Origin of the sequence: Isobaculum melis, from assembly GCF_900111355.1 — a bacterium.
Lineage (GTDB): Bacteria > Bacillota > Bacilli > Lactobacillales > Carnobacteriaceae > Isobaculum > Isobaculum melis.
The window spans coordinates 1-26,568 of the sequence record NZ_FOHA01000011.1 but is presented as its reverse complement, the minus strand read 5'-3'; the positions used below and the strand labels follow the sequence as shown (position 1 = coordinate 26,568).

Below are 26,568 nucleotides of genomic sequence, written 5' to 3'. Positions count from 1 at the left end.
AAATGGCTATGCTACATCATCGATTATTTTTTGCTATTTTAATAGAGTACATAGGAAGGTGAGATTGATTTTTGAATGGAAAGAAGGAAGTAGCGCTTCAATTAAAACCAAGTTTAGCTAAAGTAATTTTTATGCCATTTGGTATCATTAGCCTAGCTTTATGGGGCTTTATGGCATGGGGATTTTTACACTGATGATGGGTATTTCAAAAGTTGGTAAGGATGGTGTGATGCAAAGCTTTGAAAATAATCCAGAGGTTGTGTTAGGTATTGTAAAAGTACTTAGCGGATTGATTATCTTTCAAATAGTCTTTTGTTTACTATCTATACGCTTATCGATTTTATTAAAAGGAGATCAAATTTTTGTAAAAAAATGGTTTCGAACGGTTACATATCCAGTAGCAACTATCAAGCATGTGGCGGATGTAGTATCGATTGCTACGATTGGGCATACGCTCCATATGCGATTTGAAGGCAAGGTATTAGGTAAAAATATTGATATGAGATTATACAGAGAAAAAGATGTCAAACAGGTATTAGCATTTATTCAATCCATTAAAGGATAAGAAATAACATAGAATGTTGGAGGAAGAAAAGATGAAAAAATTAGTGAAATTAGGTTTATTATTCAGTATTTTAGGAATGATTACAGGCTGTAGTTTATCAGGAAAAGAAAAAAGTGCTACATATGTATTGGATCAAGAGGGCGCTAAAACAACCATAACAATGAAAGCAAAAGGAGATAAAGTAATCGAGCAAAAAGTTGTGAATGAAATTTCATATGCGAACATTGGTTTAACAAAAGAAGAAGCTGAAGCGACATTTAATCCGATAGCTGAACAATTCGAAGGCTTAGAGGGTGTCAGTGAAAAAGTTGTTTATAAAGAAGACATGTTAGTTGAAACATTAGTTATTGATTTTGAAAAGGCTGATTTAAGAAAAGTTTCAGAATTGCCAGGTAGTGAATTTGATGAAGATGCTATTAAAAATGGGGTAAGCTTTAAGAAAACGGCAAAAGCATATGAAGAGATGGGTGCTAAAAAACAATAATAGCTAGAGGCTGTTTGTCCCAACCACACGTAGTCAATAACATAAAGGTAGATACAAGCTTTAAAAAGTATCTACCTTTATGTTATTATTTTTTTGTTAAAAGAAAGTCATTCTGTTATGCTAGTAATAGATTGATTTGTTCCTGTAAATAATGAAACGAGAGAGGAATGCTGATGTGCGATTTTTGGTTGAGACAATGGCAACAATTCAAAGCAAATAAAACATTATTATTTCCTAGAATGAGAGTTCATATCATTTTTTTACTGATCATCAATGTCTTTTTTTAGTTGCTATTTGTACCAATGCTATTATTGATGAGAATGGTAGAAGAGTGAATTTCATCTTGTCTTCTATGGGTATGACTAGCTTTATTTGCTTCTATTTAGCGATTTTTTTAGGGTTTTTGATGATTCGAAAGATGACCAAAATGACGATTAGAATGAGGAAGCAAGAACTATTGATTGTCAGTGCGATTGGTGCACAGAAAAAAGACATCAAAAAAGCGTTTTATGCTAAAAGCGTCTTCGTCGGAATGATAAGTGCAGGCATTTCGCTATTATTAAGCGGCCTTTTCTATCTGCTTTTTTATTTAAATAAAGCTGATTTATTAGGATGGATGGCTCCAGCTATTCAATATTCAATAGCATGGATATTTCCGTTTATTCTTTTTAATATAGCAGGCAGTATTCTTGTGGAAATGAGCAGTGTAAAAAGAACGGTGAAGTCAGTGTTGATTGATACGATTTGATAGATTGCCATTTATTTGCTAAAATGAGGTGCCTTAGAATAAGGGAGTAAATAAATGAGGGATGGTTACCTATTCATTTAAATTCAATATTACGCCAAAAGAGTTGAAACATAGGAAAGGAAGAACGCCTCATGAAACATATGGACTGGAATACGCTATTGATTTGTTTATTGCCATTGATCAGCATATTCTTATTTCAATACTTGTTGAAATTTAAAATTGTCAAAAAAATACTGCCTGTTAAAGCAGTTGATTTAACAGTGCTTGTTTTGTTTTATTCAATTGCACAATTATCAAAAGAACTATTTGAGGTTAGTTTTTTTGCTTATTTTATTGTTGCACTCTTATGTGTTGGTATTTTATTGTTGCTTTTTTTAGCTAAAAAAAATGGAGAAATCATCTATAAAAAATTCTTTAAAACATATTGGCGAATGAACTTTCTTCTTAGTTCTGCTGTCTATCTTGTGCTTGTTATCATGTATTTCATAAAAAAATAGAAAAAGTGGGAATATCTCCCACTTTTTTTATTTGTGCTAAATATTAGCTGAAACCTTTGTTTTAAAGGTTTTCTTTTGTTTTTAGAATTCTTTTTTAGAAAAAAATAGAAAAAATAGCATACTTCTATAATAAATAGTGGTAGAAAGTGGTGAGATGTGGTAGACTAAAAACGTAATGTGAGAGTGGGGTGAGTGCAGACATGTTTATGGGAGAGTATCAACATAATATTGATGCAAAAGGACGCTTGATAATGCCAGCAAAATTCCGTGAAGAATTAGGGGAACGATTTATTGTGACCCGTGGTATGGACGGCTGTTTATTTGGTTATCCCCAAAAAGAATGGGCTGTACTCGAAGAAAAGCTAAGAGAATTACCTCTTGCTAAAAAAGATGCCCGTGCTTTCACAAGGTTTTTCTACTCAGCAGCAACTGAATGCGAGCTAGATAAACAAGGTAGAATTAATATTCCACAAACCTTACGTGATCATGCCAAATTAGAAAAGCCGTGCTATGTGATTGGTGTTTCAGGCAGAATCGAGATTTGGAGTGAGGAACGTTGGAATGCGTTTTCTGATGAAGCAGAAGAAAGCTTTGATGAAATTGCAGAAAATATGATTGATTTTGGTTTTTAGAAAATAAAGGTGGTGCAAAAAGTGACAACATTCAACCATGAAACTGTACTTTTAAAAGAAACTGTAGACGGGTTAGCAATCAATTCTGATGGGATTTATGTTGATTGTACTCTTGGAGGTGCAGGGCATAGTGAATACTTGTTGTCTCAATTATCAGAAAATGGGCACCTCTATGCTTTTGACCAAGATGAAATAGCCATTAAACATGCAAAAGAAAGATTGGCTCCTTATGTCGAAAAAGACATGGTGACCTTTATTCAATCTAACTTTCGTTCTATCAAAGAAGCGCTTGCTGAAAAACATATTTTTCATGTAGACGGTATTTTATACGATTTAGGTGTTTCATCACCTCAGTTAGATGAAGCGGAAAGAGGCTTTAGTTACCATCAAGATGCCCCTTTGGATATGAGAATGGATCAGTCTGCTCCTCTTACCGCTGAAGAAGTTGTTAATGAGTGGGCCTATGAAGATCTTGTTCGTATCTTTTTCCGTTATGGCGAAGAGAAATTTTCCAAACAAGTAGCGAGAAAAATTGAAGCCACTCGAGAATTAAAGCGAATTAAAACAACTGGAGAATTAGTGGAAATCATCAAAGAAGCGATTCCTGCTCCGGCAAGAAGAAAAGGTGGACATCCAGCTAAGAGAATTTTTCAAGCAATCCGTATTGCAGTCAATGATGAATTATCCGCTGTCGAAGAATCTATTGAACAGGGATTATCTTTATTAACAATTGGTGGAAGAATGAGTGTCATTACGTTCCACTCATTAGAAGATAGAATTGTTAAATCTATTTTTAAAGAAAATAGTACAGGCCCAGAACTACCACCTGGTTTACCAGTGTTACCTGATGCCTATTTACCACCATTTAAATTAGTTAATAGAAAACCTATTCTTCCAAGTGAAGAAGAATTAGCTAAAAATAATCGCGCAAGAAGTGCTAAATTGCGTGTGATTGAAAAACAAACAGATGAACAAAAATAAAAAGTATTGGAGGAAAAGCTAGATGGCATACAATGAAAATTTAGCAAAAGAATTACAAGTTGATATTCCGCTGCGCTCGCCACAAACCAAACCAGCAACAGCACCGCAAAAGAAAATTGCAAAGCGAACATCAACGATTACAAGAATTGAAAAACTTATCATGTCTGCCATTATTCTAATGTTATTTGGACTAGCGATTACCTGCGTTTCCATGGAAGTAAATGTATTTAGCACGAATAGAGAGTTGCAAGATGTTCGAAATGAAATAACTATGAAGCAAGATGCCAACATTGATTTAAAACAAGAAATCAGTGAGCTATCAGGTTATGATAGAATTTACGATATCGCCGGTAAAGCCGGATTGAAACTGAATGAATCCAATGTAAGGACTGTATCTGAATGAAGATGAATCGAAATCCTCATAAGAATAGAAAGCAAATAGGAATGTTACTTTTTGGTGTCTGTATCATTAGCTTTATTGCTTTTATGGCGAGGTTCTCATACATTATGTTGGTTGGAAAAGTAAATGGTGAAGTTTTAGCTGAAAGAGCAAATAAACAATATTCAGGAAGTAGTGTACTTAGTGCGAAGCGCGGATCCATCTTTGATTCAGATGGCCAGCCAGTTGCAGAAGAGTCTACTTCCTATTCTTTGTATGCTGTTTTAGATGAAGATTTTTCAAAGGGTTCAGAGAAACCTTTACATGTTAAAGATAAAGAAAAAACAGCTGAAGCCTTAGGGACAGCTCTTGATATTCCAAAAGAAGAAGTGTTAGCAACCCTCAATCAGGAGAATAAATTTCAAGTAGAATTTGGGCAAAAAGGAGCCAATCTTTCTTTAGGAAAAAAATTAGAAATAGAAGCTTTGAAGCTACCAGGTGTTTACTTTGAAGAAACACCAACTAGATTATATTCTCATGGTGTTTTTGCATCTCATTTGATTGGGTTTACACAAACCAAAGAAGAAAGCACGGAGCTTGAAGGTGTTATGGGGATTGAAAAAGCCTATAACGATCTTTTAAAAGGAACAGATGGCAAAAAAGCATTTTCGAAAGATAAATTTGGTTATCTTTTGCCAAATTCAAAAGAAGAAATTACTGAGCCTAAAGATGGTCATGATATTTATTTAACGATTGATACAAGAATTCAATCCTATTTAGAAACCTTGATGACGAATGTTAATGAAGAATATCATCCTGAAAATTTACAAGCTATGATGGTTAAAGCAAAAACAGGTGAAATTGTTGCCATGTCACAAAGACCAAGCTTTAATTCTGCAACAAAAGAAGGCATTGATGATAAGTGGGGCAATATGCTTGTTGAAGAACCTTTTGAGCCAGGCTCAACAATGAAAGTCTTTACAATAGCTGCAGCAATGGAAGCTGGTGTATTTAATCCAAATGCAACCTATCAATCTGGCTCAATTCAAGTAGAAGACCAAGTTATTCGTGATTATAACAAGTATGGTTGGGGAACCATTTCATATCTGGAAGGCTTCCAACATTCTAGTAATGTGGCCTTTGTTAAATTAATGCAACAAATGGGACCTGATACTTGGCTAAAATATATGCAAGATTTTGGATTAGGAAAATCAACGAACTCAGGATTGCCAAATGAACAAATTGGCGAAATTAGATATGATTATCCTGCAGATAGAGCATCTACTGCTTTCGGACAAGCGATTACGGTGACACCTTATCAAATGATGCAAGGTTTTACGGCCATTGCAAATGATGGTAAAATGATGAAATTACATTATATTAAAAAAACGGTTGATCCAAATACTGGAGAAGAAACAGTGACGGAACCAGAAGTCATTGGTCAACCAGTTAGTGCAGCGACTGCGAATCAAGATTTAGCTTATATGAAAACAGTGGTTGAAACGCCTGGTGCTACCGCAACACCTTTCCATATTGATGGGGAGTCAGTTGCAGCTAAAACAGGTACAGCAGAAATTGTTGGAAAAGATGGTAAATATATGACAGGGGAATTTGATTATGTCCATTCAGTTGTTGGAATGGCTCCTGCAGAAAATCCAGAATATATTCTTTATATTACAATGAGAAGACCAACTACGGTTCCACCAGGTCAATCTGCTCCAGGGATTTTAAAAGAAATTTTTAATCCTGTCATGAAATTAGCACTACAATATAGTAAAGTATCAGAAGAGAGTGGAACAGAAGAAAAAGAAGTGACCATGCCTAAAGTTACTGGTGGCGCAAAAGGCTCAGTGATTCAACAAATTCAGGGGCTTGGTTTAGATGTATCCGTTGTTGGAGATGGTGACAAAATTGTCCAGCAATTACCAATGCCAGATGAAACGGTCTTGAAAAATCAAAAAATCGTTTTATTAACAGATCAAAAAATGACGATGCCGAATGTTAGTGGCTGGTCGAAGAAAGATGTATTAAAAATTTCAGAAATTACTGGGATTCAATTTAAATTTGAAGGTGATGGCTATGTAGTCGAACAAAGCCTACCGGAAGGTCAGCCTTTAACAGGTGACTCAGATGTTACCATTCGTTTAGAAAAAAAATAAACTACAGAAATTTTTAGGAGCGATTTTATGATGTGGACAATAGTACCAATTGTGGGGAGCTTTTCACTTACAATTATGTTTATGCCGTTATTTATTGGCTATTTTCAATTGAAAAAATTAGGTCAACAAACCCGTGAAGAAGGGCCTAGTTGGCATGAAAAAAAAAGTGGAACCCCTACAATGGGAGGCACTGTCTTTCTCATTGCAGCTGTTATCACAACACTTGCTGTCAATCTTTGGTACACTGGTATCGTTTCAATGTCAGCAATTTTACTTGTGTTTATCTTAGCGCTATATGGCTTACTAGGATTTTTAGATGATTTTATTAAAATATTTAAAAAAAGAAATATGGGGCTAACCTCTAAACAGAAATTTGTTGGTCAATTGATTGGTGGATTTGTCTTTTTCTTAGTTTATCAAAATGAAGGTTTTTCAACTGCATTAGATTTCCCTTTAATTGGCTCTATTGATATTGGCTGGTTCTATGGTCTATTTGTTATTTTTTGGTTGGTTGGTTTTTCAAATGCAGTCAATTTAACAGATGGCTTGGATGGCTTGGTTGCAGGAACCGCTACAATTGCTTTTAGTGCCTATGCTTATATTGCTTATCTTCAAAATCAAACAGATATTTTAATTTTTTGTTTGACCATTGTTGGCGGATTAGTTGGTTTCTTCTTCTTTAATAAAAAGCCTGCCAAAATTTTTATGGGAGATGTAGGCTCGTTAGCACTTGGTGGCGCATTGGCTGCCGTTTCAATTTTATTACATCAAGAATGGAGCATTTTGCTCATCGGGATTATTTTTGTTATTGAAACAGCTAGTGTGATGATTCAAGTTGCATCCTTTAAATTAACTGGAAAACGTGTCTTTAAAATGAGTCCAATTCATCATCACTTTGAAATGAGTGGTTGGAGTGAATGGCGTGTTGTCTTGACTTTTTGGTTAATTGGTCTGATTGGTGCTGCGCTAACTATCTTATTGGTTGTCTAAATTAAATCTTATTGTGCTTCAAGAAAGGGGTTAACAAAATGAAAGAAATAACAGCTTATACAAATAAAAAAGTGTTGGTTTTAGGTTTAGCTAAAAGTGGTGTAAATGCTGCAAAGTTACTCCATCATTTAGGTGCATTTGTAACAGTGAATGATTTTAAAGGTTTTGATGAAAACCCTGAAGCACAAGAATTATTAGAATCCGGTATCAAAGTAGTGACAGGTGGACACCCTGTTGAATTATTAGATGAAGATTTTGAGCTCTTAGTTAAAAATCCTGGAATTATGTACAATAATCCAATGGTTGAACGTGCAATTGAACGAAATATCCCAATTGTAACAGAGGTTGAACTGGCTTATCAAGTTGCTGAAAGTACGATTGTTGGGATAACAGGAACAAATGGAAAAACAACAACAACAACAATGGTTGCAGAAATATTAAACGAAAATAGTACAGATAAAAAAGCTTATGTTGCAGGGAATATTGGCACACCCGCTTCAATTGTTGCTCAAGCTGCAACTGCTAATGATGTGATTGTCATGGAGCTTTCTAGCTTTCAATTAATGGGCATCCAAACCTTTAGACCTAAAATTGGTGTCATCACCAACTTATATGAAGCGCATATTGATTATCATGGGACACGTGAGGAATATGTAGCAGCAAAGTGGCGTTTGACTGAAAATCAAACAAGTGAAGATTATTTGGTTTTAAATTGGGACCAACAAGAATTAAGAGAGTTAAGTCAAACCGCAAAAGCACAAATCATTCCTTTTTCTCGTACACAAAAATTAGAAAAAGGGGCTTACTGTCTGAATAATCATATTTATTATGATGGAGACTTTATCATGGATGCATCGGATATCTTACTTCCTGGCACACATAATTTAGAAAATGCATTAGCTGCAATCGGAGTTTGTCGTTTACTTGGACAAAGTATTGAGAATATTCAAGCTGTTTTAAAACGTTTTTCTGGTGTGAAGCATCGCACACAATTTGTCAAAGAATGGAATGGACGTAAATTCTATAATGATTCAAAAGCAACCAATACTTTGGCAACTAAAAATGCACTCAAAGGCTTTAGTGAACCAGTAGTGTTATTAGCTGGTGGTTTGGATAGAGGAAATGATTTTGATGATTTAATCCCTTCAATGAAACAAGTAAAAGCTGCTGTTTTATTTGGAGAAACTGCTGGCAAAATGGCCGCAATGGCAAAACAGGCTGGAGTAGAGCAAGTAAAGGTTGTTCAAAATGTTGAAGCAGCTGTCCCTGTTGCTTATGACCTAAGTGCAGCTGGAGATGTGATTCTATTATCACCTGCCTGTGCAAGCTGGGATCAATATCGTAGCTTTGAAGTACGTGGCGATTTATTTATTGAAGCAGTCAATCATTTAGCTGAAAATTAAGAGAGATGAGGAGGCACTTTTACTAAAAAAGTAGAGGTGATGTATATGAAAATTATCGTATCTGGTGGCGGAACAGGTGGTCATATTTATCCTGCATTAGCCCTTATTCGAAAAATGAAAGAATTAGATAGTGAGCTAGAAGTTCTCTATATTGGGACTGAAAAAGGTTTAGAGCGAAAGATTGTTGAAAAAGAAGGTCTACCCTTTAAAGCAATCGAGATTAGTGGTTTTAAACGGTCGCTTTCCCTTGAAAATTTTAAAACAATCTATCGCTTTTTGAAAAGTGTTTCTGATTCTAAAAAAATTGTTAAAGAATTTAAACCTGATGTGGTGATTGGAACAGGTGGTTATGTTTGTGGTCCGATTGTTTATGCGGCAGCAAAATTAGGGGTTCCGACTTTGATCCATGAACAAAATAGTGTAGCAGGGGTTGCCAATAAATTTTTAGCACATTATGTAGATAAAATTGCCATTTGCTTTGAAGAAGCAGCAAATGATTTCCCGGAAAATAAAGTAGTACTGACAGGGAATCCAAGAGGTGAAGAGGTCATCGGATTAAGTAAGAGTAAGATCTTGGAAAGCTATGGATTGGTAGCAAATCAACCAACACTACTGATTTTTGGTGGAAGTCGTGGCGCCTTAAAATTAAATCGTTCCTTTATTGAAGCGTATCCTGAATTTGCTAAAAGAGCATATCAGGTTTTAGTCGTCACTGGAGAAGTTCATTATGAACAGGTGAAAAATGATATTGAGGCACTTCACATTCAAGCACCCAATCTTTCGATTCAACCTTTTGTTTACAATATGCCTGAAATTTATGCAAATGTTGATGTTGTATTGGGCCGAAGTGGTGCAACAACGATTGCTGAAATTACAGCCCTAGGTATTCCAAGTATTCTAGTGCCTAGTCCATATGTCACCAATGACCATCAAACCAAAAATGCACGTAGCTTGATTCAACATGGTGCGGCTCTTGCACTAACCGAAGATGAATTAAGTGGTGAAACATTGATTAAAGTAGTTGATGAATTAATGTTAAATCCTAATAAACGAAATGAAATGGCACAACAGGCTGAAAAGCTTGGTATGCCAGATGCGGCAACGCGATTAGCAAAAATGATACAAGAAATGAAAAAATAAAAACTCAAAGAGGGAGGGTAACTGCTATGACACAAAAGAAAAGATTCAAACAAAAAAGACAAGTAGCAGCTAAAGTCCCTCCTGAGCAACGCAATACAGTCAAAGGAAATAAAAAAAGAGTGGTTTCAATGGAAGCCAAATTACCAAAATTAAAACAATTACGCAAACGAAAAATGCGCAAACGTTTGTGGTTGTTACTCTCTCTATTTTCTTTTGCAATTTTACTAATTATCTATTTTCAATCTTCTTTAAGTCATGTCAATTTGATTGAAATTGAAGGCGCAGATGAAGTAACAGAGCAATCTGTGATTGATGCAAGTCAGATTCGTTCTGGTGATGATTTATGGCACCCACTTTTTTCTAAAAAAGAGTTAGAAAAAAGTATTCAAAAGAAATTACCACAAGTAAAATCAGTTAAAATTAACTTGAATGGTATTAATTCTTTAACCTTAACAATCACAGAATATAAAACAATGGCTTATTTATCAAAAGAAGATCAATACTATAATATTCTAGAAAATGGAAAAATTTTAAAGGAAAGTAGAAAAGTAACATTAGGAAATAAGCTCATTGTGCGAAATTTTGAAGAGGGAGATGTACTTGACCAATTTATTCAAGACCTTGACCATTTAACCCCTAAAATTCAAAATACAATTTCTGAGGTTAGCTATGAACCAACAGATACAAATAAATACCTGATTAATCTCTATATGAATGATGGTAATATGGCGATTGCCAGTATTCCTGACTTTTATGAGCGTTTAAAATATTATGCAGGCTTTACAGAAGAAATTAGAAAAGAATATGGTGAACAAAAAGGAATTGTCGATTTAGAAGTAGGTGCTTTCTTTTATCCATATGGACATGAAAATATGGCACCGCCAAAAGAGGAAACACCCCCGACAGAATAGGAATAAGGAAAGAAATTTAGCGGAAAATCTGCTTTAATGAAAAAATATCTTGCTTTTTTCGTAAACTTCGCATAAATACTTCGTAAATGCAGATTAGATATGTTAAAATTAACAAGTGAATCTAGCTTTTTATATGGTAATATAACAATAAAATTTAGAAAAAGTTAAAAGGAGGTTCTAACGTAATGAGTCATACGGGAGTTTATGTGAGCCTTGATATAGGAACCACATCTATCAAAGTTGTTGTTTCTGAAATTGTAAATGGGCAAATGAACGTGATTGGTGTTGGAAATGAAAAGTCAGAAGGCTTAAGTAGAGGAATCATTGTTGATATTGATAAAACAGTCGACTCAATTAAAAGAGCTGTACAACAAGCTGAACAAAAATCAAATATGAACATTCAAAGAGTCGTTGTGGGCATTCCAACCAATAATGCGCATATTGAATCTTGTCATGGCATGATTGCTGTTTCTGGCGAAAATAGAGAAATTACCAATTTAGATGTTGAAAATGTGATGGCTGCAGCGAAAGTTCGTTCAGTTCCACCTGAAAGAGAAATTATATCCGTCATTCCACAGCAGTTTATTGTCGACGGCTTTGAAGGAATTAAAGATCCAAGAGGGATGATTGGTGTCCGCCTTGAAATGCAAGGCACCATGATCACTGGACCAAAAACAATTATTCATAATACCAAAAAGTGTGTTGAAAGAGCAGGCTTATATATCGAAGATTTAGTTTTACAACCACTTGCATTAGCGAGTGTTGCTTTATCAAAAGGTGAAAGAGATTTTGGTTCTATCATTATTGATATGGGTGGCGGTCAAACAACTGCCTCAGTCATTCATGACAACCAATTAAAATTTACTTATGTTGATCAAGAAGGTGGGGAATATGTAACCAAAGATATTTCAGTTGTGTTAAATACCTCACTTGAAAGTGCAGAGCATCTGAAAAGAGATTATGGTTATGCCTTACCAGAAGAAACATCAGAACAAGAAACCTTCCCGGTTACAGTTGTTGGTAAAGAAGAGCCAATTAAAGTGGATGAGCATTACTTATCAGAAATTATCGAAGCCAGATTGGTGCAAATTTTTGAAAAAGTCCACACTGAATTAAATAGTATTGGTGCTTTCAATTTACCAGGAGGAATTGTTTTAACTGGTGGCGCTGCCTCATTACCTGGGGTTGTTGAGTTAGCAAAAGATATTTTTGAAACCAATGTACGACTTTTCGTACCAGATCAAATGGGCATGCGTTTCCCGCTATTTGCAACAGGAATTGGTTTAGTCAACTATGTAGCCAATTTAGAAGAAATTCATCATGTTGCAGAAGGAAAAATGCATGATGTTGCACCACAAAATCAAGAAAGTAGAGTCGAAGTTGTTTCACAAAATGAAGCAGTACGCTATACTAACGATGAGCTGATGCAACAGCCTAAAAAAGCACGTCAACCGAAAGAACCTAAACCAGAGGAAGAACGTATCACAGAAAAAGCAAAAGGCTTCTTTTCAAAATTCTTTGGTGATTAAAAAATAAAACAAGTAAAAGTCGTTAAAACGGTGAAACTAGGAGGAAGCATAATGGAATTGGAATTTGACACAAATGTGAATAATGGAGCAGTAATTAAAGTCATTGGTGTTGGTGGCGGTGGAAACAACGCGGTTAACAGAATGATTGATGAAGGTGTAAGAGGCGTTGAATTTATTGTTGTCAATACAGACATGCAAGCATTGGATAGCTCAAATGCTGAAACAAAAATTCAATTAGGACCGAAACTGACAAGAGGGTTAGGAGCTGGCTCAAACCCTGAAATTGGTAAAAAAGCTGCTGAAGAAAGTGAAGAGCAAATTGCTGAAGCTTTAAGAGGCGCAGATATGATTTTTGTGACTGCAGGTATGGGTGGCGGAACAGGAACTGGTGCAGCACCTGTCGTTGCACGTATTGCGAAAGAACAAAATGCGTTAACAGTTGGTGTTGTGACAAGACCATTCTCATTTGAAGGACCAAAACGTGGTCGTCATGCAGCTGAAGGTGTGAATGAAATGAAAGAGCATGTGGATACACTTGTGATTATTTCAAATAACCGTTTATTAGAAATCGTTGATAAGAAAACACCAATGCTTGAAGCATTCCGTGAAGCAGATAATGTGTTACGTCAAGGTGTTCAAGGTATTTCTGATTTAATTACAGCACCTGGTTATGTGAACTTGGACTTTGCTGATGTTAAAACAGTGATGGAAAATCAAGGTTCTGCATTAATGGGAATCGGGATGGCTAGTGGTGAAAATAGAACCATTGAAGCAACTAAAAAAGCCATTTCTTCACCATTACTTGAAGTATCAATTGATGGCGCTGAACAAGTCCTATTAAATATCACTGGTGGACCAGACTTAACCTTGTTTGAAGCGCAAGATGCTTCTGATATCGTTTCTGCTGCATCAACTAGAGAAGTTAATATTATCTTTGGTACATCAATCAATGAAAAACTTGGTGATGAAGTCATTGTAACGGTCATCGCAACAGGTATTACTGGACCAGAATCTAAACCAACAAGAAGTACAGAAACGAGAGCTGCAAGAAGTAATTTTAATGAACCATCAAGACAAGGTCAATCAAATGCTGGCGCTAGCACTTCAAGAACAGCACCATCAAATGAAAGAGATCCATTTGGCGATTGGGATATCCGTCGTGAGCCTAATACGCGTGAGCAAGTTCAAATGAATCAAGAAGATGCACCTCAATTTACGCAACAGGACAAACCTGATTTTGATGTTGTGAATAGAGAATCACAACCTAAAGCTGATGAAGAGGATGTATTAGATGCACCACCATTCTTCAAAAAACGCCGTTAATCGCTTAGAGATAAAAGGAGTCTTTTAGAATGTCTATTGAAAATAATATTCATGCAACTCAGAAACAAATGAGAGATGCTGCTACAACTTCAAACCGTAATTTAGAGGAAGTTCACTTAATCGCCGTGACGAAAAGTGTGAGTCCAGAAATTGCGCAAGAAGTTGTACAACAAGGTATTTTTCATCTAGCAGAGAATCGACCTGAAAAATTAATTGAAAAACAAGAAAGTCTAACAGATGAACGGATTAAATGGCACTATATTGGTTCTCTTCAAACAAGAAAGGTCAAGCAAGTGATTCAGCGAATTGATTATTTTCATGCGCTGGACCGTTTATCTCTTGCTCAAGAAATCGATAAACGTGCAGATAAAGTCATTCCTTGCTTTGTTCAAGTAAATGTTTCTGGTGAGGAACAAAAACATGGCATTGCGCCAGCAGACTTAATTGCATTTATCCATGAATTAGAGGCATTTCCGAAGATTCAAGTAATAGGATTAATGACGATGGCACCAAATACAACAGATGAAACGGTGATTCGTACAACCTTTGCTGGGTTAAAAAAATTACAACAACAAGTTGAAACACTCCATTTACCATCTGCTCCTTGTCATGAGTTAAGTATGGGAATGAGTCATGATTTCGTTATCGCCATAGAAGAGGGTGCAACTTTTGTAAGAGTTGGAACAAAATTATTTGCAACCAATTCATAGATATAAAAGACAATAAATTGGAGGTGTTCCCTATGGGAATGAAAGAAAAGTTTAATAACTTCTTTGGCTTAGGCGAAGAAGATTATGATGAATACTATGAAGAAGAAATTTATGAAACAAATGACAATACTGCAAGAAAACCTGAGCCTGTCTATCAAGCTCAAGAAATGAAAGCTGAGCCAGCAATTGCACAAAATCAGTATAAACAAACAACCAAACAAAACAAAGTTGTGGCAATGAACAATGGTGCAGTATCTCAAACAAGTAAAATTGTTGTTTTTGAACCAAGAGTTTATTCAGAAGCAAAAGAAATTGCAACAATGCTATTAAATCATCAAGCAGTTGTTGTCAATTTTACACGTATCCAAGATGATCAAGCAGCACGCATTGTTGATTTCTTAACAGGTACTGTTTATGCAGTTAAAGGCGATATTCAACGTGTTGGCGAAGAAATTTTCCTATGTACACCAGTTAATATGGAAATTGATGGTGCCAACCTAATGGGAGAAGTTTCAACAAACGATTTTTTCTAAATGAAAATTGATAACATGTAAAATGGGGGTGAGTAAGAATGAGTTTAGCACTTCAAATCCTATTAATCTTATTAAAAGCAATTGAAGTTTATTCATGGGTATTAATTGTTTATGTATTAATCTCATGGTTTCCACAAGCAAGAGGTTCAAAATTTGAGTACTATCTTGGAAAGATTTCTGAGCCATTCTTAGGTTTTTTTAGAAAGTTAATTCCTCCTTTTGGTGGTATTGATTTCTCACCTATCATCGCATTTTTTGCGTTAAATTTAATTCAAAGAGGACTTGTGGCAGTTTTTATCCGCATCTTCTAACTAATGAAAAAAGAGGTGTTTTACTTGACTGAAAATGTTTATCAACATTTTAGAAAAGAAGAACATACTTTTATTGACAATGTCCTAGATTGGATTCAAACATGTGAAACACAATATACACCCTATTTGACTGATTTTTTAGATCCCAGGCAAGTGTATATTGTGACCACTTTGTTGGGTAAGGATAGAGAATTAAAGTTGCTTGGTTTTGGAGGTTATGAACTTGCAGAACGTAAGCGACTTTTTATTTATCCAGATTATTATGACCCAAAATTAGAAGATTTTGAGATTGAATTAGTTGAAATCCACTATCCACAAAAATTTACAACACTGACCCATTCAAAAATATTAGGAACGTTAATGTCAACAGGAGTCAAGCGTGAATTTTTTGGAGACATCATGACAGATGGTCAGAAATGGCAATTTTTTGTCAGTAAAAATATGGAAAATTATATTAAAGTACAACTTGAAAAAATTGGGAATATCTCCATTCGATTGGAAAGCAAAAGCTTTGATGATTTAATAGAACCAATCAACGAATGGGAAGAAAGCATGACGACTGTTGCATCCTTAAGATTAGATGCTGTCATCTCTACGCTTTTCAATATTTCAAGACAACGTGCAAAATTATTAATAGAATCAGGTAAAGTCAAAGTGAATTGGGCGGAAGCCATTAGAGCAGATCATGAGCTAGCGTTATTAGACACTGTTTCAGTCCGTGGCTTTGGTCGTTTATTCATTCAATCACTTGAAGGGAAAACCAAAAAGGATAAATTAAGAATTGCGTATAGAATTCTTTACAGTTAAATACAGACAAATTCTTGTCTTATTCAGTTCTTTAACTTATAATGAAGTGAAAGAACAAATTCGGAGGTGCAATTATGGTTTTAACCCCATTAGATATCCATAATAAAGAGTTTAGAGTAAAATTAAAAGGTTACGATCAAGATGAAGTAAATGATTACTTAGATCAAGTGATTAAAGACTATGAAATCGTCTTAAAGCAAAAACGTGAATTAGAAAAAAATCTTGAACTTGCAAATGAACGTTTAGGTTACTATGCAAGTATTGAAGATACGTTAAACAAATCAATCATTGTTGCACAAGAAGCAGCAGAAGAAGTGCGTCAAAATGCAGATCGTGAAGCAAAAATTATTGTGCTTGAGGCTGAAAAAAATGCAGATCGCGTTTTAAATGAATCCTTAACAAAAGCAAAAGAAATTACTGCTGAAACAGACCAGTTGAAAAAACAAACAAGACTATTCCGTCAGCGTTTACAATTAATGGTTGAATCTCAATTAGATTTAATTAAAAGCAATGAGTGGGATGAAGTTTCTAGCATTGTAACCAAAGAGCTAGAAGAAACAACTGCTTATCAAACTTTACAAGCTGAGAAAGAATCATCATTTGATGAGATCAGTGCAACTGAAGAGAAAGTCGATTATTCAGATATTGAAAAATCATTAGAAGCTACAGATGAAGCACCTCTAGTTGTAGAAACACCTGTCTTTTCTGTCATGGAAGAGGTTGAGGAAGAAATCAAACCTTATGAAGTGCCAGATGGTCAAATGGAAGCAGTTGATATGCCAAACTTAACGCCAGAACAAATTTTAAATAATTTTGGTGCAAATGCACAAACAACTTCAAATCAAATAGAAGACTAATAACATTATGATTGGAACAGTACCTCAATAAAATCCTTAAGCGAGCTAGTGAATGGTGAGAGACTAGTAGGCTCTTTTATTGTTAGGGGATCATCCATGAATGATTACTTGAAAGAAAAGTAGGGTAATCCGTTTGATAAACGTTACCAATCAATTGAGAAAGAATAAAGCAATTTTTATTCTAAAATTGGGTGGTACCACGAAGACTTCGTCCCTTGTTGACGAAGTCTTTTTTATGTTGTGTAAAAAAAAAGAAGAGGATGGATAAATAAGATGAAAATGAAAGAAACCTTAAACTTAGGACAAACTGAATTTCCAATGCGTGGTAATTTACCTGTTAGAGAAGAGCAGTGGCAAAAAGATTGGGAAGCTGTTGATATGTATGGGCAGCGTCAAAAACTGAATGCAAATAAACCAACTTTTGTTTTACATGATGGACCTCCTTTTGCAAATGGAAATATCCATATGGGGCATGCCTTAAATAAAATTAGTAAAGATATGATTATTCGTTATAAATCAATGTCTGGTTTCCGTAGCCCATATGTTCCTGGCTGGGATACACATGGTTTACCAATTGAAACAGTATTAACCAATAAAGGCATTAAACGTAAAGATATGCCGTTAGCTGAATACCGTAAATTATGTGAAAAATATGCTTTAGAACAAGTTGATAAACAACGAGAAGACTTTAAACGTTTAGGTGTTGCTGGTGAATGGGACAATCCTTATATTACCTTACAGCCTGAATATGAAGCAGAGCAAATCCGTGTCTTTGGTAAAATGGCTGAAAAAGGCTATATTTATAAAGGCTTAAAGCCAGTTTACTGGTCTCCGTCAAGTGAATCTTCTTTAGCTGAAGCTGAAATTGAGTATAAAGATGTAAAATCTGCTTCTATTTATGTAGCATTCAATGTTGTAGATGGTAAAGGGTTATTAGATACAGAGACAGCTTTTGTGATTTGGACAACAACACCATGGACGATTCCAGCAAACTTAGGGATTTCAGTGAACCCAAGCTATGATTATGCAGTGGTTGAAGCTGATGGTCGTAAATTTGTCGTAGCGAAAGATATGTTAACACCAGTTTCTGAAGCAATTGGTTGGGAAAATGTGCAGATCTTAAAAGAATTAAAAGGCTCAGAACTTGAATATATGACTGCGCAACATCCTTTATATGATCGTACATCCTTATTAATGTTAGGCGATCATGTTACATTGGATGCTGGTACTGGCTTGGTTCATACTGCTCCAGGACATGGGGATGATGACTATATTGTTGGGAAAAAATACAATTTAGAGATTTTATCACCTGTTGATTCAAGAGGGGTATATACAGATGAAGCACCTGGCTTTGAAGGAGTTTTCTATGATAAAGCCAATAAAATGATTACAGAAGCTTTAGCAGAAAAAAATGCTTTGCTAAAACTAGACTTCTTTACTCATAGCTATCCACATGATTGGCGTACGAAGAAACCAGTGATTTTCCGTGCAACACCACAATGGTTTGCTTCAATTGATGCTTTCCGTGAAGAGATTCTAACAGCGATTGAAGGCGTTGAATGGGTTCAAAAATGGGGAATGACTCGTCTTTATAATATGGTTCGTGATCGTGGCGATTGGGTCATTTCAAGACAGCGTGCTTGGGGCGTACCACTGCCAATTTTCTATGCAGAAAACGGAGACCCGATTTTAACAACCGAAACAACTGAACATGTGGCACAATTATTTGCTGAATTTGGTTCAAATGTTTGGTTTGAAAGAGAAGCAAAAGATTTATTACCAGAGGGCTTTACTCATGAAGGTAGTCCAAATGGAAGCTTTACAAAAGAAACAGATATTATGGATGTTTGGTTTGATTCAGGCTCTTCTCATCAAGCTGTTTTAGCTGCAAGAGACAATTTAACTTACCCAGCTGATATGTATTTAGAAGGTTCAGATCAATACCGTGGTTGGTTTAACTCTAGTATTACGACTAGTGTTGCAATCAATGGCATTGCACCTTATAAAACAGTTTTATCGCAAGGAATGGTTTTAGATGGTGAAGGCCGTAAAATGAGTAAATCGATTGGCAATACGATTTTACCTGAAAAAGTCATTAAACAAATGGGTGCTGATATTATTCGTTTATGGGTTTCAAGTGTCGATGCACAATCAGATGTTCGTGTGAGTGATGAAATCTTAAAACAAGTTTCTGAAGTTTATCGTAAAATTAGAAATACAATGCGCTTCTTACTGGCGAATACTTCTGACTATCAACCTGCTAAACATGAGGTGCGCTATGATGATTTACGTTCAGTGGATAAATATCTGCTCATTCGCTTAAATGAATTAGTAGCGAAGGTAGAAGAAAATTATGAAAAATATGATTTCTCTTCTAACTTCCAACTTATCAATAATTTCTGTACCGTTGATTTATCTCAATTCTATTTAGACTTTGCCAAAGATGTGGTTTATATTGAAGCCGAGGATGCTTTCCCACGTCGTGCCATGCAAACTGTTTTCTATGAAGTATTGGTTAAATTATCAAAATTAATGACACCAATTTTACCGCATACAACTGAAGAAATTTGGCATTTCTTATCTGAGGATGAAGCTTATGTACAACTTGCTGAAATGCCAGCGGTAGAGACTTATCCAAATCAAGCGGAATTAGTAGAGATGTGGCAAGCTTTTATGGAGATTCGAAATGATGTGCAAAAAGCACTTGAGGAAGCACGTAATGAGAAGAAAATTGGGAAATCCTTTGAAGCGAAGCTAAAACTTTATCCAAATGAGCAAACTACTGCATTATTTAACGCTTTAGATAGTGATTTAGCTCAATTGTTTATTGTTTCTGCACTAGAAATTGCTGGTACCAAAGAAGCTGCTCCAGCTGAAGCACTTCAATTTGATTCATTAGCGATCTTAGTTGAACAAGCAGCAGGTGAAACTTGTGAACGTTGTCGCGCTGTGAAAGAAGATGTTGGCAGTCATGCAGATGCACCAACACTTTGTGATCGCTGTGCAACAATTGTCGAAGCACATTATCCTGAAGCCTTACAGGGCGAATAAAAAGTAAAGCATGTCCCAATTATTTGGGCATGCTTTTTTGATAGGCGTTGGATTTCTTTTATGATATGATAAACAAAAGAATCAAGCAAAGGTGGTATAAAAATGACACAACTTCCCTTACTTAAAGTACATGGATCAGAAAATGATTTTTATTTGTTAGATAGAACCAGACTAGCTCATGCGTTATCTGAGCAAGAACTGATTCGATTAACCCAACAAATCTGTCAGCGTAAAAATGGACTTTTAGGTGGTGCAGATGGCATTTTAGTCGTAGATAAAGGACATTCAGCTAGCAGTGATGGTCAAATGCGTGTCATCAATGCAGATGGAAGTGAAGCGAGTATGTGTGGCAATGGTCTTCGTACAGTTGCCCGTTATTTAACTGAAAAATTAAATCAAGAGGCGTTAGTCATTGAAACCCTGCATGGTTTACTACATACTAAAAAAATGCCTGAATTAGCAGTGGGAATCCCTACTTATCAAGTGGAAATTTCACCAGTCAGTTTTAGCTTAAAAGATGTTCCAATGATTACAACGCAGGCAGAATGGATTCATCAGTTGATACCAGAATTATCAGAGACGCTGTTTTTTTCAGTTGTTGCTGTTCCAAATCCACATCTGATTGCTTTTGTTGAGCATCAAACATTAACAAGTGACTTATTGCAAGTGATTGCTGAAAAAGTAAATGGTGGTTCCCCACTGTTTCCAGATGGCGCCAATGTTAGCTTTGTAGAGATCTTAGGACCACAAAAAATATTTGTTCGCACCTATGAACGTGGTGTTGGTTTTACAAATGCATGTGGGACAGCGATGTCTGCTAGTAGCTTATTTTATGTTTTATTACAGCAAGGTCAGCTCTCACAAGATATTTTAGTCCTCAATCCAGGTGGTATGGTAAAAACACGTGTACATCAACAGGAGGATAAAACCTATACAATGGATTTAATTGGCAATGCAACCAAGCTCTTTGAAGTAACCTTAAACCTAGAGGATGCCCTTTTAGGTAGCTTTACAGAAGTAAAACAAAGCTTTTATGAAGAAGATGCTGCTTATCAAAGTTTTATTCAAGGGTTAACAAAAAAATGAATAATTCTTTATAAAAGTTTATATAAAATGGGGAGCGGTTTTCTTCGTTAGAAACGTAAATGCGCAATTTTAAGCTAAAAAATTTAAATTCATAGTAATGGAAATAAACAAAAATAAATAAAGAAAACCCTTGCAAGGAAATTGGTGTTCAGTTATAATGAAGGAGTAATGGGGATTTATTGTGAAAAAATAACAAGATGTATTAAAATGTTTGACGTCACGTGTATTAAGGGTGTTGATTCTTAGGTACAATGGATGAGAACACTTTAGTCAGGTGATTTTTTCTTGCACTGAGTCTCTTATACAAAAGAACTAATTTGGAGGTTTTCAGACATGCAAAAAGGTATTGTAAAATGGTTTAATGGCGAAAAAGGTTTTGGCTTTATCGAAGTAGAGGGCGGAGATGATGTATTCGTGCATTATAGCGCTATTACAGGTGAAGGCTTCAAGACTTTAGATGAAGGACAAGCAGTTGAATTTGACATTGTAGAAGGCAACCGTGGACCACAAGCATCTAACGTAGTAAAAAGCTAAAACAAACATACTCAAAAGAGACTTCTTTCGTTTAAGAAGTTTCTTTTTTTCTTTGTTTCTTAAAATAGGTATGGTAAAATAATGCCATGTGTTTTAATAGAAAAAGCGTGATTACTGGAGGAAATAAGATGAAACGAAGAAATAAATGGCTACTAACATTAGGGATCACAGCTACAGTTGTTTTAGGTGCAGCAACAGCAGCAGGAAATTATTTTTATAGTGTAGCCATTGCGACAAATAAAAAAGAATTTTTAGAAAATGATAAAAATTTACCTGAAAAAGAAAAAGTCGATATTTGGAAAGCTGAAAAAGAGTGGTATCAATCCGTTCAGCAAGAAACGATTACCATGACTTCTGATGATAATCTCACATTAGTTGCAACCTATATTCCGGCTGAAAAGCCTTCTAAAAAAGTAGCGATTCTTGCACATGGATATGCTGGGAATCGCACAAATATGGCTGCTTTTGCTAAATTATATTACGATATGGGCTTTAATATTTTAGTGCCAGATGCTAGAGGACATGGAGAGAGCCAAGGCGATTATATTGGTTTTGGCTGGCATGAACGCTTAGACTATGTGCGTTGGATTGATGAAATGATTGCCAAAAATGGTAAAGAATCAGAAATTGCTCTATTTGGTATTAGTATGGGTGGTGCAACAGTAATGATGACCAGTGGAGAAGCCCTTCCTGATAATGTGAAAGTGATTGTAGAAGATTGTGGCTACTCCTCTGTGAATGAAGAGCTGGCGTATCAATTGAAAGAAATGTACAATTTACCAGCCTTTCCTTTAGTTCCTATTACAAGTGTGGTTACACAAATTCGTGCAGGCTACAATTTTGATGAAGCAAGTGCGGTTAAGCAACTAGAGAAAAACAAGACACCGATGCTATTTATTCATGGTGATCAGGATACTTTTGTACCAACAGAAATGCTAGATGAAGTCTATACTGCAAGTCCAGCTGAAAAAGAGAAGCATATCTTTGAAGGCGCTGGTCATGGGGAGTCTTATGGTAAGCACAAGGCAGCTTATAAAGAATTAGTGACAACATTTATTGAGAAATATATTCCTTAATTTAAAAATAACTCATTTACTTTTCTATCCTAAATCAGTTAGTAATATTTGAATCTGTTTGATAATGAGTGGTCATTTATTAGCGGAAATACAAACTATTGAATTAGAATAAAAGATACTAGAAATTAGTTTTAATTAAAACTAATAAAGTGTTTTATCCTTTATTTTTAAAATAGCAAAAGTTTTACTATATTCTAAAATGAGGATAGGGATAAAATTGTTTAATAAAATAGTAATTGACAATTTGTGGAACATTGTATAAGATGAGTGCAAGTAACATTTGTTACTTGCACAAAGCTTTGACTATATGTTTAATTAGTATATAAAAATATTTAAAACCTTCAAATGTGAGATTTTATAGCATTTTGGAGGTTTTTTATTTTAGCTAATCCTCTATTTGATAAATATGTAAAAAACAAATGTTTTCTGCATAAAATGATCAAGTATCTTAATGGGAGGAAGTAGCATGTTCACAAGAAATACCAGGAAAGTAATGCGGATGATAGGCTTGATTTGTCTAAGTTTTATCGCTATTTTTTTTATGAAAAAAAGTGCATTTATTCAAGCGCAAACAGAAAAACAAGAAACGAAACAACAACAGCAGCTTTTTGCAACAGAAAAGGATGAAAAATTTACAGATACTTTGCCTAATGAAGGGACCGAATTATTTGAAGAAAAACTAAAGAATGATGTTCAATTTAAGGGGTATGTTCAAACTTTATCCAAAGTAAGTATGATTGAAAAAATGAATTTTGAAAGTTTTTCGTTAAATGGGAATACCACAATTAATGATGTTAAGGAAACAAAAGATGGAAACTTTATTCTGACAATAGCCAATAGAAATGATCAAGAATATTGGGTAAATCGGATTTTTGTGTTTTGTATTTATTTAGTGAAAGTAACACCAGATGGACAAATTTTAAATGTTTTAAATATTGCGACCTCAAATAATACAGTTGCACCCTCAAATAATACTGAACAAGATGGTTCTTTTGCCAGTGATCCATCAGCAATTTTTGAAAATAATCATAAATATGCCATGTTCTATACAGGCTATACACCACAAGATAAAGTTCATCAAAAGCGGATGCTTAGTTTTGATGAAAATTTAGAAAATCTTCAGTATACAACCCTTCAACAAACAAGTTATCCTGGTTTTTATGGAAATGCTTATCATCAAAATCAAGAGAATGACATCCTGAATTTAGGCTATCTTACAAACTTAACAAACGCGGAAGTACATACAGACAAACAAATGCCAATTGAAAAAAGAGATCCCACTACAGGAAGTGTTGTAGAAGTAAAATGGTTTACACTTCCTTCTTTTGCTAAGTTAAATGAAGATGCAACAGCATATCAAGCTGGGTGGAATGCAGCAATTAACATTCGCTCGGTGGATAAAACCAGTGATGGTGGTTATCTAGCAAATGGTTTTACCAATGTGCCGGATGCTGAAGGAGCAAAAAAAATTGGTATAACAAACTTTTATGTGAAATGGAATGCAGCTGGGCAATATGAATGGTATAAAACATCCATTGTAGGAGGTGCTTTTTCTACACAAACTGATTTAACCACTAATTCAGAGCTTGTCACAACTAAAATCTATAATGAAACAAAAGAAACAGAGCTCATCAAAATAAATTTATTAACAGGAAAGGAAGAGATACTGCACCATTTTCCACCCTTAACAAATATTACACTTAAAAAGAATAAAAGCGTTGAATTTAAAACAGAATATGATTTTTATGGATATGTGGCATCGATGACAGGAGAATTTGAAGGATATAAGAATGGCCCTGGAATGGTAGTAGGGTCATTAAAAAAAGATTATCAGCTAGCAAGTGCTAATTTTCTACAATCGGATGCACCCATTTCAATTGGTACCTTAACACCTATTCCAAATACAGATTATTTTTTTGTTTCGGGACTAACCTATAGTCAAACATTTTCTAAAATGCCTCCACTAACTGGTTGGGTACCTAAACGACCTTATATTGAGGGAACCAATTCATTTTTCGGTTCAATGAAAAAAATCGAGGATTGGGCACCGGCTATCTCTGCTCCAGCAAGAGTGGTCTTAAATATGGATGATGCTGATTTGGCTTTAGAGAAGAAAAATGGTCAACAAGGGATACTTGATAATTGGTTATTAACAGGTGAAAAAAATGGCAGCCTAACAAGTCCACTTGCTGTAAAGGTAGCAGATACCTATGACTTACATCCTGAATATGGCAAACTAACAGCAGCAGAGCTACAGGCTAAAATAAATAAAAATCCACTGGACAATGATCTTGCTATTGATTGGGAATCATTAGGATTTAAACTAGAGGAAAGAGGACCGCAAAAGGTTAAATACTTCATTGCAGACACAAGTAAACAAACGACAGTAACCTCCAGATGGATTAACAAAGTAGATGATGAGACGATTTATAATGAAAAAGGTGCACTAGCAGTTTCCAATTTTGCGATTGATGTGAAAGATGTGGCAACAATTGATGAAATTGAAGTGAAAAAGCTGGCGAAGGGATCTAAATACAGGAGAAGAAAAAGATAATGGAACAGCTGCAAAAAATCAGGTAACAGTCAATCCAGATCAATTCAAAACGATTAAAGCAGTGAAAGCTGCTTATGATGCATTAGGAAACAAATATGATAAATCTGACCTGATTAAACCTTATCCACTTGAGCTTAGTTTGGACTATGGTGGAGAAACCCTAAAACGCACTATTACCGTCTTTTTGACAGATGATACCACAGAAGTTGATGAAAAAAATCAAATTGTGCTTTATGGTTTTGATTTTGAAGCGTCTTTAAAAAAGGTGAAAGGTCTAACAAAAGAGCAAGTATTGCAATTTGCGAAAGCTTCTGTTTGGAACAAAAAAATGAAGTGGGGAGAAGAAACTGCTTATCCAACTGCTACGATTCAAGTCAATTTAAACGATGCTTGGAATGATAGCCAATCCAATTTATCAGGCTTAAATCATGTGAAGCAAGTAGGCGATTATCTGGTGAAATTTACCTATCAAAATACTAGTAATCAAAAACCGACAGCGCATATAAAAAATGATCCTGTTTACTTACATGTAAGACAAGTCATCATAGAACCAGTGGATCAACTTGTTCTTCCTAAAAGTGGGTATTTATCATTAGCAAATATCCAGACAGCACAGCTACCTGCAGCTTCAATCACAAATATTCAATTTGAGACACAAGAGGAAGCACAACAAACCTTTAAAGAATTTCTATTTGAAATGAATTTTGACCATTGGAAATATCAGCTTGATCCAGTTATACCACAATACTATCAAAATGCCGGATTTGTTGTGACTAAAACCGATTCTCTTCATGAAGCCAAAGCGCGCAAAACAGGGGAGATTGTATTAGATTATGAGAACCAAGAAGCGTATTGGTTGACCATTTATCTCAAACCAATAACAGAAAAGGTATGCCCATATAGTTGGGATTATCAGCAGGAAGATTATGGGGTACTGGTACCTTAAAAAAATAGCACAACTCCTTTGTGTCAAAGAGAGTTGTGCTATTTAATTTTTTTGGCACTTTGTCAAATCGGACTGATAGTGTCACCTATGAACATTGGAGGAAGAAGAAATTCTTTCCCCAATGTTTTTTATGCGTATTGAATTAAACCATTCATTAAAAATACCCGTGTTCTCATATTTGAGAAGCTACGAAAGCCATAAGAGACGCGTTTCAGTGTTTTGATATGAGTGTGAAGATTTTCCAATCGTGCATTTGAGTAGCTCTTTTTAAAAGCCATTCGAATGCCATCTTCATATTTAATAAATGCTTTTTTTACATAATGAAGTTCCTTTGGAACATGATGAGGCATTGTTTGAAGCAA

Annotated in this window: 27 protein-coding genes and 1 other annotated feature; of the genes, 26 read left to right on the top strand and 1 reads right to left on the bottom strand. The window is 35.2% G+C overall.

Going from position 1 to position 26,568, the window contains the following annotated elements:
• Nucleotides 1-71 precede the first annotated feature (71 nt).
• The 26 genes from BMW29_RS14175 to BMW29_RS08920 all read left to right on the top strand — a co-directional run bounded on the left by BMW29_RS14175 (nucleotide 72) and on the right by BMW29_RS08920 (nucleotide 26,206).
• Nucleotides 72-194 carry a hypothetical protein gene (locus BMW29_RS14175; RefSeq protein ID WP_281241517.1) on the top strand — a complete coding sequence of 41 codons (123 nt, stop codon included), beginning with the start codon at nucleotides 72-74 and terminating at the stop codon, nucleotides 192-194.
• Complete coding sequence (locus tag BMW29_RS09040; protein WP_092652604.1) at nucleotides 176-565, top strand: hypothetical protein; 390 nt, start codon at nucleotides 176-178, stop codon at nucleotides 563-565. The genes BMW29_RS14175 and BMW29_RS09040 overlap by 19 nt, the downstream gene beginning before the upstream one ends.
• A gap of 31 nt (nucleotides 566-596) precedes the next feature.
• Nucleotides 597-1,049: a DUF1307 domain-containing protein gene (locus BMW29_RS09035; RefSeq protein WP_177165735.1), complete on the top strand. Its 453-nt coding sequence runs from the start codon at nucleotides 597-599 to the stop codon at nucleotides 1,047-1,049.
• A 352-nt stretch (nucleotides 1,050-1,401) separates the two neighbouring features.
• Nucleotides 1,402-1,797: an FtsX-like permease family protein gene (locus BMW29_RS09030; protein WP_092652600.1), complete on the top strand. Its 396-nt coding sequence runs from the start codon at nucleotides 1,402-1,404 to the stop codon at nucleotides 1,795-1,797.
• Between the two features lie 131 nt (nucleotides 1,798-1,928).
• On the top strand, nucleotides 1,929-2,294 hold the full coding sequence (locus tag BMW29_RS09025; RefSeq protein WP_092652598.1) for a DUF3397 domain-containing protein: 366 nt from the start codon (nucleotides 1,929-1,931) through the stop codon (nucleotides 2,292-2,294).
• Nucleotides 2,295-2,494: 200 nt separating this feature from the next.
• Nucleotides 2,495-2,926, top strand: coding sequence for a division/cell wall cluster transcriptional repressor MraZ (gene mraZ, locus BMW29_RS09020; RefSeq protein WP_092652596.1), 432 nt, complete (start codon nucleotides 2,495-2,497; stop codon nucleotides 2,924-2,926).
• A 21-nt stretch (nucleotides 2,927-2,947) separates the two neighbouring features.
• A complete protein-coding gene (gene rsmH, locus BMW29_RS09015; RefSeq protein WP_092652594.1) occupies nucleotides 2,948-3,907 on the top strand; it encodes a 16S rRNA (cytosine(1402)-N(4))-methyltransferase RsmH in 960 nt (319 codons plus the stop codon).
• 22 nt (nucleotides 3,908-3,929) lie between these two features.
• On the top strand, nucleotides 3,930-4,310 hold the full coding sequence (gene ftsL / locus BMW29_RS09010) for a cell division protein FtsL (RefSeq protein WP_092652592.1): 381 nt from the start codon (nucleotides 3,930-3,932) through the stop codon (nucleotides 4,308-4,310).
• Nucleotides 4,307-6,445, top strand: coding sequence for a penicillin-binding protein (locus BMW29_RS09005; RefSeq protein ID WP_092652590.1), 2,139 nt, complete (start codon nucleotides 4,307-4,309; stop codon nucleotides 6,443-6,445). Before ftsL ends, BMW29_RS09005 begins: the two co-directional genes overlap by 4 nt.
• A gap of 27 nt (nucleotides 6,446-6,472) precedes the next feature.
• Nucleotides 6,473-7,435, top strand: a complete 963-nt coding sequence (mraY, locus tag BMW29_RS09000) for a phospho-N-acetylmuramoyl-pentapeptide-transferase (RefSeq protein WP_092652588.1) — start codon at nucleotides 6,473-6,475, stop codon at nucleotides 7,433-7,435.
• A gap of 38 nt (nucleotides 7,436-7,473) precedes the next feature.
• Nucleotides 7,474-8,838, top strand: a complete 1,365-nt coding sequence (gene murD / locus BMW29_RS08995; protein ID WP_092652586.1) for a UDP-N-acetylmuramoyl-L-alanine--D-glutamate ligase — start codon at nucleotides 7,474-7,476, stop codon at nucleotides 8,836-8,838.
• A 45-nt stretch (nucleotides 8,839-8,883) separates the two neighbouring features.
• Entirely contained in the window at nucleotides 8,884-9,978 is a 1,095-nt protein-coding gene (gene murG, locus BMW29_RS08990) for an undecaprenyldiphospho-muramoylpentapeptide beta-N-acetylglucosaminyltransferase (protein ID WP_092652727.1), read from the top strand.
• Between the two features lie 26 nt (nucleotides 9,979-10,004).
• Entirely contained in the window at nucleotides 10,005-10,889 is an 885-nt protein-coding gene (locus BMW29_RS08985) for a cell division protein FtsQ/DivIB (protein ID WP_092652584.1), read from the top strand.
• 185 nt (nucleotides 10,890-11,074) lie between these two features.
• Nucleotides 11,075-12,418 carry a cell division protein FtsA gene (ftsA, locus tag BMW29_RS08980; RefSeq protein WP_092652582.1) on the top strand — a complete coding sequence of 448 codons (1,344 nt, stop codon included), beginning with the start codon at nucleotides 11,075-11,077 and terminating at the stop codon, nucleotides 12,416-12,418.
• Between the two features lie 51 nt (nucleotides 12,419-12,469).
• Nucleotides 12,470-13,741, top strand: coding sequence for a cell division protein FtsZ (gene ftsZ / locus BMW29_RS08975; RefSeq protein WP_092652580.1), 1,272 nt, complete (start codon nucleotides 12,470-12,472; stop codon nucleotides 13,739-13,741).
• A 29-nt stretch (nucleotides 13,742-13,770) separates the two neighbouring features.
• Nucleotides 13,771-14,451 (top strand): YggS family pyridoxal phosphate-dependent enzyme, encoded by a 681-nt coding sequence (locus BMW29_RS08970; RefSeq protein WP_092652578.1) that lies wholly within the window; start codon nucleotides 13,771-13,773, stop codon nucleotides 14,449-14,451.
• Between the two features lie 32 nt (nucleotides 14,452-14,483).
• Nucleotides 14,484-14,984 carry a cell division protein SepF gene (locus BMW29_RS08965; RefSeq protein ID WP_092652576.1) on the top strand — a complete coding sequence of 167 codons (501 nt, stop codon included), beginning with the start codon at nucleotides 14,484-14,486 and terminating at the stop codon, nucleotides 14,982-14,984.
• 38 nt (nucleotides 14,985-15,022) lie between these two features.
• Nucleotides 15,023-15,295 (top strand): YggT family protein, encoded by a 273-nt coding sequence (locus BMW29_RS08960; RefSeq protein WP_092652574.1) that lies wholly within the window; start codon nucleotides 15,023-15,025, stop codon nucleotides 15,293-15,295.
• Nucleotides 15,296-15,319: 24 nt separating this feature from the next.
• Nucleotides 15,320-16,102 (top strand): YlmH family RNA-binding protein, encoded by a 783-nt coding sequence (locus BMW29_RS08955; RefSeq protein ID WP_092652725.1) that lies wholly within the window; start codon nucleotides 15,320-15,322, stop codon nucleotides 16,100-16,102.
• Between the two features lie 74 nt (nucleotides 16,103-16,176).
• Nucleotides 16,177-16,959: a DivIVA domain-containing protein gene (locus tag BMW29_RS14170; protein ID WP_092652572.1), complete on the top strand. Its 783-nt coding sequence runs from the start codon at nucleotides 16,177-16,179 to the stop codon at nucleotides 16,957-16,959.
• Nucleotides 16,958-17,178 (top strand) — a binding site (T-box leader). It overlaps the preceding gene by 2 nt.
• 54 nt (nucleotides 17,179-17,232) lie before the next feature.
• Entirely contained in the window at nucleotides 17,233-20,010 is a 2,778-nt protein-coding gene (gene ileS, locus BMW29_RS08945; protein WP_092652570.1) for an isoleucine--tRNA ligase, read from the top strand.
• A gap of 102 nt (nucleotides 20,011-20,112) precedes the next feature.
• Nucleotides 20,113-21,096: a diaminopimelate epimerase gene (dapF, locus tag BMW29_RS08940; RefSeq protein ID WP_092652568.1), complete on the top strand. Its 984-nt coding sequence runs from the start codon at nucleotides 20,113-20,115 to the stop codon at nucleotides 21,094-21,096.
• A gap of 333 nt (nucleotides 21,097-21,429) precedes the next feature.
• The gene (gene cspD / locus BMW29_RS08935) at nucleotides 21,430-21,630 is read left to right on the top strand and encodes a cold-shock protein CspD (RefSeq protein ID WP_092652566.1); all 201 of its coding nucleotides are present in this window, start codon (nucleotides 21,430-21,432) and stop codon (nucleotides 21,628-21,630) included.
• A 128-nt stretch (nucleotides 21,631-21,758) separates the two neighbouring features.
• Nucleotides 21,759-22,706, top strand: coding sequence for an alpha/beta hydrolase (locus tag BMW29_RS08930; protein WP_092652564.1), 948 nt, complete (start codon nucleotides 21,759-21,761; stop codon nucleotides 22,704-22,706).
• Nucleotides 22,707-23,172: 466 nt separating this feature from the next.
• Nucleotides 23,173-25,260 carry a hypothetical protein gene (locus tag BMW29_RS08925; protein ID WP_092652562.1) on the top strand — a complete coding sequence of 696 codons (2,088 nt, stop codon included), beginning with the start codon at nucleotides 23,173-23,175 and terminating at the stop codon, nucleotides 25,258-25,260.
• A 61-nt stretch (nucleotides 25,261-25,321) separates the two neighbouring features.
• Nucleotides 25,322-26,206 carry a hypothetical protein gene (locus BMW29_RS08920; RefSeq protein ID WP_092652559.1) on the top strand — a complete coding sequence of 295 codons (885 nt, stop codon included), beginning with the start codon at nucleotides 25,322-25,324 and terminating at the stop codon, nucleotides 26,204-26,206.
• Between the two features lie 128 nt (nucleotides 26,207-26,334).
• Here BMW29_RS08920 and BMW29_RS08915 read toward each other — a convergent pair.
• The coding region (locus BMW29_RS08915) for a transposase (RefSeq protein WP_143047353.1) at nucleotides 26,335-26,568 on the bottom strand (234 nt) is incomplete at its 5' end.

Bases quoted from the DNA above. Each gene is read 5' to 3' on its own strand.
- BMW29_RS08985 (WP_092652584.1), top strand. From the start codon at position 10,005: ATGACACAAAAGAAAAGATTCAAACAAAAAAGACAAGTAGCAGCTAAA.
- BMW29_RS09030 (WP_092652600.1), top strand. From the start codon at position 1,402: ATGGGTATGACTAGCTTTATTTGCTTCTATTTAGCGATTTTTTTAGGG.
- mraY (WP_092652588.1), top strand. From the start codon at position 6,473: ATGATGTGGACAATAGTACCAATTGTGGGGAGCTTTTCACTTACAATT.
- murG (WP_092652727.1), top strand. From the start codon at position 8,884: ATGAAAATTATCGTATCTGGTGGCGGAACAGGTGGTCATATTTATCCT.
- cspD (WP_092652566.1), top strand. From the start codon at position 21,430: ATGCAAAAAGGTATTGTAAAATGGTTTAATGGCGAAAAAGGTTTTGGC.
- BMW29_RS08925 (WP_092652562.1), top strand. From the start codon at position 23,173: ATGTTCACAAGAAATACCAGGAAAGTAATGCGGATGATAGGCTTGATT.
- BMW29_RS08970 (WP_092652578.1), top strand. From the start codon at position 13,771: ATGTCTATTGAAAATAATATTCATGCAACTCAGAAACAAATGAGAGAT.
- BMW29_RS08965 (WP_092652576.1), top strand. From the start codon at position 14,484: ATGGGAATGAAAGAAAAGTTTAATAACTTCTTTGGCTTAGGCGAAGAA.
- ileS (WP_092652570.1), top strand. From the start codon at position 17,233: ATGAAAATGAAAGAAACCTTAAACTTAGGACAAACTGAATTTCCAATG.
- mraZ (WP_092652596.1), top strand. From the start codon at position 2,495: ATGTTTATGGGAGAGTATCAACATAATATTGATGCAAAAGGACGCTTG.
- dapF (WP_092652568.1), top strand. From the start codon at position 20,113: ATGACACAACTTCCCTTACTTAAAGTACATGGATCAGAAAATGATTTT.
- BMW29_RS09025 (WP_092652598.1), top strand. From the start codon at position 1,929: ATGAAACATATGGACTGGAATACGCTATTGATTTGTTTATTGCCATTG.
- ftsZ (WP_092652580.1), top strand. From the start codon at position 12,470: ATGGAATTGGAATTTGACACAAATGTGAATAATGGAGCAGTAATTAAA.
- murD (WP_092652586.1), top strand. From the start codon at position 7,474: ATGAAAGAAATAACAGCTTATACAAATAAAAAAGTGTTGGTTTTAGGT.
- ftsA (WP_092652582.1), top strand. From the start codon at position 11,075: ATGAGTCATACGGGAGTTTATGTGAGCCTTGATATAGGAACCACATCT.
- BMW29_RS09040 (WP_092652604.1), top strand. From the start codon at position 176: ATGGGGATTTTTACACTGATGATGGGTATTTCAAAAGTTGGTAAGGAT.
- BMW29_RS09005 (WP_092652590.1), top strand. From the start codon at position 4,307: ATGAAGATGAATCGAAATCCTCATAAGAATAGAAAGCAAATAGGAATG.
- BMW29_RS09035 (WP_177165735.1), top strand. From the start codon at position 597: ATGAAAAAATTAGTGAAATTAGGTTTATTATTCAGTATTTTAGGAATG.
- BMW29_RS08930 (WP_092652564.1), top strand. From the start codon at position 21,759: ATGAAACGAAGAAATAAATGGCTACTAACATTAGGGATCACAGCTACA.
- ftsL (WP_092652592.1), top strand. From the start codon at position 3,930: ATGGCATACAATGAAAATTTAGCAAAAGAATTACAAGTTGATATTCCG.
- BMW29_RS08960 (WP_092652574.1), top strand. From the start codon at position 15,023: ATGAGTTTAGCACTTCAAATCCTATTAATCTTATTAAAAGCAATTGAA.
- BMW29_RS14170 (WP_092652572.1), top strand. From the start codon at position 16,177: ATGGTTTTAACCCCATTAGATATCCATAATAAAGAGTTTAGAGTAAAA.